The following is a 12,875-nucleotide window of genomic DNA, read 5'->3' as shown; positions in this document are numbered from 1 at the left end:
GCTCAGGCGGTTTCGGGCAGGCCCTGGGGCGGCGGGCGCCGCGGCAAGGTGATGCTGAATTCTGCACCACCGCCGGCCGCCTGCGGCAGGCTCGTGGCCGCGATCTGCCCGCGGTGCGCCTGCACCACCGCCTGGCAAATCGCCAGGCCCAGGCCCACACCCGGCGTGGCCGACTCGGCTTCGCCGCGCGTGAATTTCTCGAACAGCTCCTGCTCACGGCCCTTGAGCGCCGCGGGCAGTCCCGGCCCATGGTCGCGCACCGTCAATAGCAAGGCCGTGTCCGTCACCTCCGCGCGAACCTCTATGGGCGGCTTGCCGTACTTGGCGGCGTTTTCCAGCAGGTTGACCAGCACGCGCTCCATCAGCGCCGCGTCAAACTCCACCAGCGGCAGGTCGGCCGGCAACGCCGTCACCACGGCCCGGCCGGCCAGCGCGTGCTGCGCCTGGCGTATCGCCGAGCCGACGATTTCCTCGACCGACTGCCAGTCGCTGCGCAGGTTCACCGCGCCGCTTTGCAGCCGCGCCATGTCCAGCAGGTTGTTGACCAGCGCGCTCAAGTGGCGCGCCTCGCCGGCAATCGCGCGCGCCGCCTGCGACTGTTCTTCACTGAGCGGCGGTGCCGTGCGCTGCAGGGAATCGGCCAGGCCTATCAGGGCGGTGAGCGGCGTGCGCACGTCGTGCGAGATCGCCGCGAGCAGCATGTTGCGCAGCTTTTCGGACTCCATCTGCACCACCGCCTGCTGGGCCACGTCCACGTAATGCACACGTTCCAGCGCGATCGCGACCTGGCGCGCCAGCGTTTCGAGCTGCTGCACCTGCTCGGGAATCAGCAGCCAGCGCGCCTGCGCGGGCTTGACGGCCAACACGCCGCGCACCCGCATCGGGGCCTTGAGCGGCAGGTAATGCCAGGCCTGGGCCGACAGCGTGGCGGTGGCAAGCCCGGCCGGCTGCTCGTTGCGAAACACCCAGTCGGCCACACTGGCGTCGAAGTCGGCCGGCGGCTTCGCGGGCGGCAGCAACTGGTCATGGCCGTCGGTCGCCAGCACCAGCGCCTGCCCGCCGAAGTTGCGCTGCGCGGCCGCTTCGCCGAGTTCCACGACCTGCTCGCTCAGCAAGGCCGCCGACAAGTCGCGCGTGAGCTCGAACAGCGACTGCGCGCGGCGCTCGCGGCTGGCCGCGATGCGCGCCTGGAAACGCAGGCCCGCCGTGAGCTGGCCGGTCAGCAGGCCCACCACCAGCATCACGCCGAAGGTCACCAGGTATTGCACGTCGCTGACGGCAAACGACAGGCGCGGCGCCACAAAAAAATAATCAAAGGCCGCGACGTTGAGGAAGGCCGCCAGCGCCGCCGGCCCGCGCCCGAACTTCAGCGCCACCAGCACCGTGCCCAGCAGGAAGAGCATCACGATGTTGGCCAGGTCAAAAAAATTCAGCAGGGGATGGGCCAGAACGGTGATGGCCGCGCTGGCGGCCGCCGCCCAGGCGTAACCGGCCAGCTTGCCGCGCCAGGCCGCGGCTTCGTCTTCCTCGGCCGAGCGCTGCACCGCGCGCGCCAGCCGCCGCGCGCTGTCGGCATGGCCCACCTCCACAATGTCCAGGGTGGGCGCCAGCACCGCCAGCCGGCGCGTCATGCTGGGGCCGCTCCACAGGGCGCGCCAGCCCGGCAGCTGCGGCCGCCCCACCACCAGCGTGGCGCAATTGAGCTGCTGCGCCTGCGCCACCAGCGCCGCGGCGGCATCGCCGCCCGTCAGCACCGCCGTGGCCGCGCCCAGCTCTTCGGCCAGCTGGATCACGGCCAGGATGCGGTCGCGGCTGGCGACCTCCAGCAGCTGCAGGCGCGGCGTTTCCACATACGCCGCATGCCAGCGCACATTGAGCTGGCCGGCCAGGCGCGCCGCCGTGCGCACCGTCTGCTCGGCGCCCTCGCGCGGCCCTATGCAGGCCAGGATGGCGCCTTCGGTGTTCCAGACCGGGGTGATGGATTTTTCGACGCGGTAGCTGCGCACGTCGTCTTCCACATGCTCGGCCGTGCGCCTGAGCGCGATCTCGCGCAGCGCGATCAAATTGCCCTTGCGGAAAAAATTCTGCGCCGCGCGCTCGGCCTGCTGCGGCATGTAGACCTTGCCGGCCTTGAGCCGCGCCATCAGCTCGTCGGGCGTGACGTCGACCAAAATGATTTCATCGGCGCCGTCCAGCACCGTGTCCGGCACGGTTTCATGCACGCGTATGCCGGTGATGGCGCCCACCGTGCCGTTGAGGCTTTCCAGGTGCTGCACATTGACGGCCGACCAGACGTCGATGCCGGCCTCCAGCAGCTCATGCACATCCTGCCAGCGCTTGGCGTGGCGCGAGCCCTCCACGTTGCTGTGCGCGAGCTCGTCGACCAGCAGCACCGCCGGCTTGCGCGCCAGCGCCGCGTCCAGGTCGAACTCTTTCAGCGTGCGCCCGCGGTAGGCCACTTCGCGCAAGGGCAGCTGTTCCAGCCCGGCCAGCAGCTCCAGGGTTTCGCTGCGGCCATGGGTTTCCACCACACCGACCAGCACATCGCGGCCGGCCTTGCGCTCGCGCTGCGCGGCGCTCAGCATGGCGTAGGTCTTGCCCACGCCGGCGCTGGCGCCGAAGTAAATGCGCAGGCGGCCCCGGCGCGCTTTTTCCTCCTCGCCGCGCAGGCGGTCCAGGAGCTCGTCGGGGTCGGGGCGGGAGTCGGGGAAGCTGGCCATGGTCAGTGCCTCATGGTATCGGCTTAGCGCAAAGCCTCCAGCGCCAGGTTCAGCCGCAGCACATGGACCTGGGGCTCGCCCAGAAAGCCCAGCAAAGGCTGCTCGGTGTGCTGCCCGACCAGGGCCCGCACTTTTTCCAGCGGCAGATTGCGCGCCTTGGCCACGCGGGCCGCCTGGTAAAGCGCCGCGGCCGGGCTGATGTGCGGGTCCAGCCCGCTGGCCGAGGCCGTGACCAGGTCCACCGGCACAGGGGCGCTGTTGCCGGGATCGGCCGCCTTGAGCGCTGCGATGCGGCCCTTGACGGCATCGACCAGCGCGGGATTGAGCGGTCCCTGGTTGGCGCCGCTGGAGGCTGCGGCGTTGTAGGGCATGGGGCCCGTGGCCGAGGGTCGGCCCCAGAAGTGGCCGGGGTCGCTGAAGTTCTGGCCTATCAGCGCGGAACCCACCGGCTTGCCATCACGAATGACAAGGCTGCCGCCGGCCTGTTTCGGAAACAGGGTCTGGGCCGTGCCAGTCACCACCAGCGGGTAGGCCACGCCGGTGGCCAGGGTCAGCACGGCAAACAGCACGAGTGCGGGACGAAGAATGTTTTTCATGGGTTTTCCTTAAACAAGATTCATGGCCACCAGCAGCAAGTCAATCGCCTTGATGCCGATAAAAGGCACAACCAGGCCGCCCAATCCGTAAATCAACAGGTTGCGGCGCAACAGCGTGGCGGCGCCCACAGCGCGGTACTTCACGCCCTTGAGCGCCAGCGGGATCAAAAACATGATGACCAGCGCGTTGAAGATCACCGCCGACAGGATCGCCGTCGAAGGGCTGCCCAGGCGCATCACATTGAGCGCGGCCAGCTGCGGGTAGGTGCTCACAAAAATCGCCGGGATGATGGCGAAATACTTGGCCACGTCGTTGGCAATCGAAAACGTGGTCAGCGAGCCGCGCGTCATCAGCAAGGCCTTGCCGGTTTCCACGATCTCCAGCAGCTTGGTGGGGTTGGAGTCCAGGTCCACCATGTTGCCGGCCTCCTTGGCGGCCTGGGTGCCGCTGTTCATGGCCACCGCCACGTCGGCCTGGGCCAGGGCCGGCGCGTCGTTGGTGCCGTCGCCGGTCATCGCCACCAGGCGGCCTTCGGCCTGGTACCCGCGTATCAGTTTCAGCTTGTCTTCGGGTGTGGCCTCGGCCAGGAAATCGTCGACACCGGCCTCGGCGGCGATCGCCGCGGCCGTGAGCTTGTTGTCGCCGGTGATCATCACCGTCTTGATGCCCATGCGGCGCAGCTCGCCGAAACGCTGCTTGATGCCGGCCTTGACGATGTCCTTGAGCTCCACAATACCCAGCACCATGGCGCCGTCGGCCACCGCCAGCGGCGTGCTGCCGCGGCGCGAGACTTCATCCGACGCGCGCATCACCTCGGCCGGCACGCTGCCGCCCAGCGCCTCCACATGTTTGCGTACCGCATCGACCGCGCCCTTGCGCAGCTGGCGCGTGCTGCCGTCGGGGCGCAACTGGTCCATGCCGCTCATGCGCGTTTGAGCGGTAAACGGAACCTCGTGGCTGTTGCCCGCCAGGGCTTCACTCGCACCCATGCGCTGGGCCAGCGCCACAATGCTGCGGCCCTCGGGCGTTTCGTCGGCCATGGAGGCCTGCATCGCGGCGGTGGCCAGTTTGGCGCCGGTCATGCCGGGCGCCGGCAAAAAACTCGATGCCTGGCGGTTGCCGTGGGTAATGGTGCCGGTCTTGTCCAGCAGCAGCACATCCACGTCGCCGGCGGCCTCCACCGCGCGGCCCGAGGTGGCGATCACATTGGCCTGCATCATGCGGCTCATGCCGGCCACGCCCACGGCCGACAGCAGGCCGCCTATGGTGGTGGGGATCAGGCAGACCAGCAAGGCCACCAGCGCGGTGATGCTGACCACGGTGCCCGAGCCCGCGGCCTGCACGCTGAACACCGAATAAGGCAGCAGCGTGACCGTGACCACCAGGAAGACGATGGTCAGCGCCACCAGCAGAATCGTCAGTGCGATCTCATTGGGCGTCTTCTGGCGTTTGGCACCCTCGACCATGCTGATCATGCGGTCCAGGAAGGACTCGCCGGGGTTGACCACAATGCGCACCACCAGCCAGTCGGACAGCACACGCGTGCCGCCGGTCACGGCCGAGAAGTCGCCGCCCGACTCGCGCACCACCGGCGCCGATTCGCCGGTGATGGCGCTTTCATCGACCGAGGCCACGCCTTCGATGACCTCGCCGTCCAGCGGAATCATGTCTCCGGCTTCGACCAGCACCACTGCGCCCTTGCGCAGGTTTTCGGCCTGCTCGGGCAGCCAGGCCGTGCCGTGGAAAACCTTGCTGCTGGTTTCCTTGAACTTCTTGGCCCAGGTGCTTTTCTTGAGGCTGCGCAAAGAGGCAGCCTGGGCTTTGCTGCGGCCTTCAGCCAGCGCCTCGGCGAAGTTGGCGAACAGCACGGTGAACCACAGCCAGATCGCCACGGCAAAGATAAAACCGGCCGGCGCCTCGCCCTGCCCCTGCAAGGCCTGCAGGCCCAGCAAGGTGGTCAGTATGCTGCCGATGTAGACGACAAACATCACGGGGTTGCGCCATTGCACGCGCGGGCTCAGCTTGGTGAAGGAGGCCGCGATGGCGGGTTTGAGCAGCGCGGGGTCCAGCAGCACAAAAGGTTTTTGGGTAGTCATATCGGTGTGTCTTTCGCGGCGGTTCAATGGGCGGGCCAGAGCATCAAATGCTCGACCACGGGGCCCAGCGCCAGGGCCGGCACGTAATTGAGCAGGCCCGCCAGCAACACGGTGCCTATCAGCAGCAGCACAAACAACGGGCCGTGCGTGGGCATGGTGCCGGCCGTGACCGGCAGGCGCTTCTTGGCGGCCAGCGCGCCGGCAATCGCCAGCACCGGCACGATGACGCCGAAGCGGCCCAGCCACATCACCACGCCCAGCAGCGTGTTGTAGAAGGGCGTGTTGGCCGACAGGCCCGCGAAGGCGCTGCCGTTGTTGTTGCCGGCCGAAGTCAGCGCGTAAAGGATTTCCGAAAAACCATGCGCGCCGGGATTCGCGATACCGGCCTTGCCGGCGCCGGCCAGCACCGCCACCGCCGTGCCGGCCAACACCAGGATGGGCGTGACCAGGATGACGATGGAAGTCAGCTTCATCTCGTGCGACTCGATCTTCTTGCCCAGGTATTCGGGCGTGCGGCCAATCATGAGGCCGGCGATGAACACCGCGAGGATGGCAAAAATCAGCATGCCGTAAAGCCCGGTGCCGACGCCGCCGAACACCACCTCGCCCAGCTGCATCATCACCATGGGCACCATGCCGCCCAGCGGCGTGAAGGAGTCGTGCATGGCATTGACCGCGCCGCACGACGCCGCCGTGGTGATGACGGCAAACAGGCTGGAGGCATTGATGCCGAAGCGGGTTTCCTTGCCTTCCATATTGCCGCCGGCCTGCAGCGCGCTGGCCGCCTGGTCCACGCCCAGGGGCGGCAGCAGCGGGTTGCCGGCCTGTTCGGCCGGGGTGATTGCCGCCACCGCGACCACAAAGATCAGCGTCATCGCGGCCAGCACGGCCCAGCCCTGGCGCGTATCGCCCACCGCGCGGCCAAAGGCAAAACACAGGGCCGCGGGAATCAGGAAGATGGACAGCATCTGGAAGAAGTTGCTCAGCGCCGTCGGGTTTTCATAGGGATGGGCCGAGTTGGCGTTGAAGAAGCCGCCGCCGTTGGTGCCCAGCATCTTGATGGCCTCCTGCGAGGCGACAGGGCCCATGGCCAGGGTCTGCTTGTCGGTCCTGGCGTCTTCCATGACGGGATTGCCCTTGTCGTCTTTCAGCGCCTGGCCGTCAGGGCCGTTTTTCGGCTGCTGGTAGCTGGTGACTTCGAGCGTGCTCACGTCCTTGTAAGCGTCAAAGTTCTGGATCACACCCTGCCCTACCAGGAAAATCGCGAACACCAGCGACAGCGGCAGCAGCAGCCAGGCCGTGACGCGTGTGATGTCCACCCAGAAATTGCCGATGGCGCCGGTGGCGCGCGCGGCAAAACCGCGAAACAGCGCAAAGACCACGGCAATACCGGTGGCGGCCGAGAAAAAATTCTGCACGGCCAGCACCAGCATCTGCGTGAGGTAGCTCATGGTCGACTCACCGGCATAACCCTGCCAGTTGGTGTTGGAGACAAAGCTGATGGCGGTGTTAAAGGCCGAGTCGGGCGAGATGGCGGCCATGCCGGCCGGGTTCAGCGGCAGCCCGGCCTGCAGGCGCTGCAGGGCATAGACAGCGACCACGCCCAGCGCATTAAAGGCCAGCAGCGCCAGCGCGTACTGCGACCATTTCATGTTGGTATCGGTCGAGGTGCCGGCCAGGCGGTACAACGGCGCTTCCACCCTGTGCATCCAGCCGGGCAGCCGGCCCGCATACAGGCGCGCCAGCCACAGGCCCAGCGGCCAGGCGGTGGCCAGCAGCGCGGCCAGGAAAAGGGCCAGCAGGCCCCAGCTTGAGGCGTTCATCAAAACTCCTCGGCGCAGATCAGCGCATACACGAGGTAGGTCAGCAGCAGGATGGCGCAGACGCCGCCAAAGCCGTACAAAACGTCAAGGGGGATCATGAGCGGCCCCCTTCGGGTTTTTCGAGCTTCTCAAAGCCCCAGACCAGCAGGACCGTCACACCCCAAAGGGCGGCGGCGCCAACCATAAACGCAAGATCCATGATCTTTCTCCAAACAACAACGATGGAGAAAGTGTCGGAGCCGGCGTGTAAAAACGGGGATGAAAGACGGGCGGCGGGTATAAAGAAAGCGTAAAAACCGGCCCCAAAACCGCGCCAGCGCCTGGGTCTGCAGGCCTTTAGCCTGCAAGCCAGCGTATGGCGCTGCCAATCACCATATAAAGGCCTATGGCCAGCAAGCCCGCAAAAAACAGGCGCTTGAAGGTTTTTTCATCCAGCCGGCCGCGCAGCACCTGGCCCGCCGCCATCCCCAGCAAGGCCGCGGGCAAGGCCACCAGCCAGCCCCAGCCGCCGGGCAGGGCAGCCGCCGAGAACGACCCTTCAAGCACCAGGCGCCCAAAAAGCGCGACCGTGGAAACGGTGAAGGACAGGCCCAGCGCCTGCACGAGTTCATCCTTCCTGAAAGCCAGGGCCTGCAGGTAAGGCACCGCCGGAAACACAAACACACCGGTGGCCGAAGTGATGGCGCCGGTGATCAGTCCAATGGCCAACGAAGAGACCCGCTCGCCGCGACGAGGCACGGCCAGCGGAACGGCCACCAGCCCCAGCACGGCATAGGCCATCAAGGCAGCCCCCAAGCCCGCCGATGCCGCATTGGCATTGAGGGTGACCAGGCTCACCGGCGCCCACAGCGTTCCGGCGACCACGCCCAGTTGCAGCGGCCAGAGGCGCCTGAGCAGCCGGCCCAGCGCGGCCCCGTCCCACATCTGCCAGGCATTCGTCAAAAACGAAGGCAGTATCAAAATTACCGCCGCCTGCGCGGGCGGCATCACGCCGGCCAGCAGGCCCATGGACAGCGTCGGCAAGCCCAGGCCGACCACGCCCTTGACCAGGCCGGCCAGCAAAAATACGGCAGCGACGATGGCGACCAGCAGGGTATCGGGCCCCATGCCCGCGAAATTGTGCAAGTTCATGAGGCCGATTCTGCGCAGCGACGCGCCCCGCGCTCAAGCGGTAATATGCGCTGGCAGCCTTAGCCATTTCCGAAGGCTCAACAGGCTCCCTCACTGCCATGCCCGCCAACATCCGCTTTGACTTGGTCGACCTCCGGCTGTTTCTGCATGTGGTCGACACCGGCAGCATCACGGCCGGCAGCAGGCTTTCGCACCTGGCGCTGGCTTCGGCCAGCGCGCGCATACGCGGCATGGAGGACGCCCTGGGCGTGCCGCTGCTGGATCGCCTGCGCGGCGGCGTCAAGCCGACCAAGGCCGGCCTCGCCGTGGCCCACCATGCGCGCCTGGTGCTGCAGCAGGTAGAGCGCATGCAGGGCGAAATCGCCGACTACGCGGGCGGCCTGGCGGGCCGGGTGCGCCTGCTGTCCAACACCGCCGCCATCACCGACTACCTGCCGCAGGCGCTTGCGGCCTTCCTCAATACCCATCCCGGCATCGACGTCGATCTTGAGGAGCGCCCCAGCCATGTGATCGTCTCGCAGCTGCTGGCCCAGGCGGCCGAGCTCGGCATCGTGGCCGACTCCGCCGACGTCTCCAGCCTGGAATCCAGGCCCTTCCGGCGCGACCGGCTGGTGCTGGTGGTGCCCGCACGCAGTGATTTCGGCCGCCGGCGGCAGGTCCTCTTTGAACAAGCCCTGGCCCATGACTTTGTCGGCTTGGGCGAGGACAGCGCGCTGCAGCAGCACCTGGCACTGCAGGCCGAACGCCTGGGGCTGCGCATGCGCACGCGCATACGGCTGCGCAGCTTTGAGGCCGTCTGCCGCATGGTGGAGGCCGGCGTCGGCGTGGCCGTGGTGCCGGCCGTCGCGGCCGAAGGCCATGCGGGCGCGGGCAAGCTGCGCGCGCTCAAGCTCTCCGACGCCTGGGCCGACCGGCAGCTGCTGATTTGCGCGCGCCGCTTTGAGCAGCTGTCGCTGCCGGCGGCCAGGCTGGTGGAAGCGCTGTGCGCACCCGCCCAAAGCGATAAAGTCAGGTCATGAACACCCAAGCCGACCCGCATACCATCACCAGCCTGCCGCAATTGGAAGCACTGTTCGGCACCGTCGGCGAAGCTTCCTTCAAGAAAGAAGTGGACTATTTGCACCCGGCCTACCAGGCGCTGATCCAGGCCTCGCCTTTCGCCGTGCTGGCCACCGCGGGGCCGGGCGGGCTCGATGCCTCGCCGCGCGGAGACCCGCCGGGCTTTGTCGCCATCCAGGACGACAAGACCCTGCTGCTGCCCGAGCGCCGCGGCAACAACCGCATCGACAGCCTGCGCAACCTGCTGATCGACTCTCGGGTGGCCTTGCTGTTCCTGGTGCCCGGCGTCGGCGAGACGCTGCGCGTGAACGGCCGCGCCCGCATCACGGTCGCGCCCGAGATGCTGCAGCGCTTTTCCATGGAGGGAAAGCCGCCGCACTGCGTGCTGGTGATCAGCGTGGAATCGGTGTTCTTCCAGTGCGCGCGGGCCCTGCAGCGCTCCAAGCTCTGGCAGGCCGCGCCGCCAAGCCGGCCCGATGTGCCCACGCCGGGCGCCATGCTGCAGGCGCTGACGGCGGCGGCCATCGACGGCGAAACATACGACCGCGAACTGCCCGCGCGGCAAAAGTCCACACTCTACTGATGGCACATCCCACGCCCGAATCCATGGACCTGCTGGCCCGCTCCTGGCGGCGCTGTACCAGCGCGCTCGTGCCGAGGACCATCACCGGCAGCGTGTTTGACGAATTGCTGGCGCGCTATTCGGAGCCGCACCGCCAGTACCACACGCTGCAGCACCTTGCGGAATGCCTTGCACATGTCGAGGCCGTCCGCCACCTGGCCGAACAACCGGGCGAAGTCGAGTTCGCGCTGTGGTTCCATGACGGTATTTACGACACACAGCGCCATGACAACGAGCGCCAAAGCGCCGACTGGGCACGCGCCGTATTGCAGGGCCATGGTGCGGTGCCGGCCGCCGTGCAGCGGGTGGACGAACTCATCATGGCCACCTGCCACAGCGCGCTGCCGGTAACGCCCGACGCGCAGCTGCTGGTGGATGTGGACCTGTCCATTCTGGGCGCCTTGCCCGCGCGTTTTGCCGAATATGAGGAGCAGATACGGCAGGAATATGCCTTTGTGCCCGAGGACCTCTTTCGCCAGAAACGCGGCGAGATTCTGCGCGCCTTCCTCGCCCGGCCAGCGATTTACAGCACACCGCATTTCCAGGCCGCGCTGGAAGCCCGCGCCCGGGGCAACCTGCGCCTGGCCATCGCCGGCCTCGGCGGCTAGGTCACCGGCCAGGCCTTAGCGGCCCGGGTTGGTGCGCGCGGCCAGGCCCTCATCTTTGGCCGCGAACACGCTGGAGCGCAGCGCCTCCAGGTCCAGCACGCGCAGGCCGCCGTATTCGATGCGGATAAAACCCTGGTCCTGCAGGGCGCTGAGCGCCTCGTTCACGCGCTGGCGCGACAGGCCCACCAGGTAGGCCATCTCCTGCTGCGTGATGCGCAGCATCTGGCCCACGCCCGGGTACAGCACCGGGTTGAACAGCGCGGCCAGGCTGCGCGCCACGCGGATGTCGGGGTTGTTCATGCGGTCGATTTCGCGCGCGGCGATGAACTGGCCCAGGCGCTCGTTGAGCTGGTTCATCACAAAGCGGTTGAAACCGATGGAGTGGTCCAGCAGCCAGTGGAAGGTGTCTATCGGCAAACCGGCCACCACACTTTTGCGCAGCGCCTGAATGTTGTAGCGGTAGGGCTCGCGCTTGAGCGCCGTGCCTTCGCCGAACCAGCCACCGGGCGGCAGGCCGGCAAATGTCATGGTCATGCCCTGGGCGTTGTCGCTGCTCATCTTGAGCAGGCCTTCCACCACGCCGAACCAGTAAGTCACCGGCCTGCTGACACGGCAGACATAGTCGCCCGGCGCGGCGTCACCGACCTGCAGCACCGCGACCGCGCGTGCGCGCTCATCCGGCAGCAGCAGGGGCAGCCAGGGAATGCCGCGCAGCTCGTCCGGCGTGGGCGCCCTGCGGCGCAGGTGAAGGGGTGACTCAGTGGCCATGCTCGCAATGTTCAAGCAAGAAAGCGGGTGGGTAGATCAGGGAAAGCCCGGGCGGGCGCAACCCTTGGATTGTCGTTGGGCAGACAGTTGGCCGCGCCTCCAAAGCATAGCATCGGCCTCGCGTAGACAGGCCGTCAAGAGCCCACCGCAATCCCATCACGACCAGGAGACACCCGCCATGACAAGCCTTTTCACCGCCTCAAAAGCCGGTTTACCGCCGCCCGCTGATCACCTGACACGCCGCCGCATGCTGGGCGCCCTCGCGGCTGTGCCGGCCGCCCTGTACGGTCCCGCGCACGCGCAAGACAGCAGCCCGGTGCGCATCGCGCAATCCATCGCACTGAGCGGGCCGCTGGGCGAGCTGGGCCAGGCCATGCACCAGGGCGCCAAGGCCTGCTTTGCCGGCATCAACGCCAGGGGCGGCGTGAACGGCCGGCCCATAGAGCTCACGGTGGCCGACGACGGCTACGACGTCAAGCGCGCGCTGGGCAACGTCAAGGGCTTTATCGACGACAAAAGCACATTCGCGCTCTTCAACTGCATGGGCACGCCCATGATAGAAGCCATGCTGCCGCAGGTGATCGATTCGGGCATGCCGTTTTTCGCGCCGTTTTCGGGCGCGCTATCGGCGCGGCCGGCCAACGCGCGCAACGTCTTCAACATACGCGCCAGCTATGCCGACGAGGCCGAACAGCTGGTGCAGCACCTGGCGACCATCGGCATACGGCGCATCGCCATCGTCTACCAGAACAACTCCTTCGGCAAGGAAGTCTTCGACGCCACCCAGCGCTCCATGGCCAAACACAAGCTGGAAGCGACCGCGACGGTCACCGTGGAAAACAACGCCTCGGACGCCGGCCCGGCAGCCGAAAAAATCGCGGCCTCCAACCCCGAAGCCGTGCTGGTGGGCCTGGCCGGCAAGCCGACCATCGATTTCGTGAAAGCCATACGCACGCAGCGCAAGGGGCTGTCGCTGTATGCGCTGTCCATCATGGGCGCGGCCGCCACGCTCAAGGCCATGGGCGAGGACGCCACCGGCATCGCGGTCTCGCAGGTGGTGCCGCTGCCGGGCAACACCGTGGTGCCCATGGTGCGTGAATTCCAGCAGGCCTGGAAGGCCGCCGGCGTGGCGCTGGAGCCTTCGCACCTGGCGCTGGAAGGCTATATCAATGCCCGCGTGTTCGCCGAAGCACTGCGCCGCGCCGGCAAAAACCCGACGCGCGCAGCCTTCATCGACAGCACCTGGAATTTGAAGCGCTACGACCTGGGCGGCTTTGAAGTGAGCTTCAGCGATTCGGCCCGCAACGCTTCGCGCTTCGTGGAACTGACCATGGTTTCGCGCGACGGGCGCTTTATCCGATAAACCGGCCGGACCCCGGGGACACCCCAGTAGGACTTACCCGGAAATTGTCGTCGTAATGACACCATAGCGTCAAAGCCGGTCCTACTAT

Annotated in this window: 11 protein-coding genes; 4 read left to right on the top strand and 7 right to left on the bottom strand. The window is 67.0% G+C overall.

Going from position 1 to position 12,875, the window contains the following annotated elements; genetic code table 11:
- Positions 1-2: 2 nt before the first annotated feature.
- The 6 genes from AC1D09_RS00925 to AC1D09_RS00900 all read right to left on the bottom strand — a co-directional run bounded on the left by AC1D09_RS00925 (position 3) and on the right by AC1D09_RS00900 (position 8,367).
- A complete protein-coding gene (locus tag AC1D09_RS00925) occupies positions 3-2,720 on the bottom strand; it encodes a DUF4118 domain-containing protein (protein ID WP_477661555.1) in 2,718 nt (905 codons plus the stop codon).
- A gap of 23 nt (positions 2,721-2,743) precedes the next feature.
- Positions 2,744-3,316, bottom strand: a complete 573-nt coding sequence (gene kdpC / locus AC1D09_RS00920) for a potassium-transporting ATPase subunit KdpC (protein ID WP_477661554.1) — start codon at positions 3,314-3,316, stop codon at positions 2,744-2,746.
- 9 nt (positions 3,317-3,325) lie between these two features.
- Positions 3,326-5,413, bottom strand: a complete 2,088-nt coding sequence (kdpB, locus tag AC1D09_RS00915; RefSeq protein WP_477661553.1) for a potassium-transporting ATPase subunit KdpB — start codon at positions 5,411-5,413, stop codon at positions 3,326-3,328.
- Between the two features lie 23 nt (positions 5,414-5,436).
- Entirely contained in the window at positions 5,437-7,236 is a 1,800-nt protein-coding gene (kdpA, locus tag AC1D09_RS00910) for a potassium-transporting ATPase subunit KdpA (protein ID WP_477661552.1), read from the bottom strand.
- A complete protein-coding gene (locus AC1D09_RS00905; RefSeq protein WP_413329491.1) occupies positions 7,236-7,334 on the bottom strand; it encodes a potassium-transporting ATPase subunit F in 99 nt (32 codons plus the stop codon). The genes kdpA and AC1D09_RS00905 overlap by 1 nt, the downstream gene beginning before the upstream one ends.
- Before the next feature lie 238 nt (positions 7,335-7,572).
- Positions 7,573-8,367 (bottom strand): sulfite exporter TauE/SafE family protein, encoded by a 795-nt coding sequence (locus AC1D09_RS00900; RefSeq protein ID WP_477661551.1) that lies wholly within the window; start codon positions 8,365-8,367, stop codon positions 7,573-7,575.
- Between the two features lie 110 nt (positions 8,368-8,477).
- On the opposite strand from AC1D09_RS00900, the gene AC1D09_RS00895 reads away from it, so the two are divergent.
- From AC1D09_RS00895 to AC1D09_RS00885, 3 genes are read left to right on the top strand one after another with little or no spacing between them, the layout of a single operon-like run.
- A complete protein-coding gene (locus AC1D09_RS00895; RefSeq protein ID WP_477661619.1) occupies positions 8,478-9,386 on the top strand; it encodes a LysR substrate-binding domain-containing protein in 909 nt (302 codons plus the stop codon).
- Entirely contained in the window at positions 9,383-10,009 is a 627-nt protein-coding gene (locus tag AC1D09_RS00890) for a pyridoxamine 5'-phosphate oxidase family protein (RefSeq protein ID WP_477661550.1), read from the top strand. Before AC1D09_RS00895 ends, AC1D09_RS00890 begins: the two co-directional genes overlap by 4 nt.
- Entirely contained in the window at positions 10,009-10,656 is a 648-nt protein-coding gene (locus tag AC1D09_RS00885; protein ID WP_477661549.1) for an HD domain-containing protein, read from the top strand. Before AC1D09_RS00890 ends, AC1D09_RS00885 begins: the two co-directional genes overlap by 1 nt.
- 15 nt (positions 10,657-10,671) lie before the next feature.
- Here the strand turns inward: AC1D09_RS00885 and AC1D09_RS00880 are convergent, their stop codons facing one another.
- Positions 10,672-11,424 (bottom strand): Crp/Fnr family transcriptional regulator, encoded by a 753-nt coding sequence (locus tag AC1D09_RS00880; RefSeq protein WP_477661548.1) that lies wholly within the window; start codon positions 11,422-11,424, stop codon positions 10,672-10,674.
- 178 nt (positions 11,425-11,602) lie between these two features.
- On the opposite strand from AC1D09_RS00880, the gene AC1D09_RS00875 reads away from it, so the two are divergent.
- Positions 11,603-12,787: an ABC transporter substrate-binding protein gene (locus AC1D09_RS00875; RefSeq protein ID WP_477661547.1), complete on the top strand. Its 1,185-nt coding sequence runs from the start codon at positions 11,603-11,605 to the stop codon at positions 12,785-12,787.
- The last annotated feature ends 88 nt before the right edge of the window (positions 12,788-12,875 follow it).

The organism is Polaromonas sp. P1_A2, from assembly GCF_056406895.1.
Note: the sequence above shows the minus strand (reverse complement) of the source record. Positions and strands in the feature narration are given on the sequence as shown.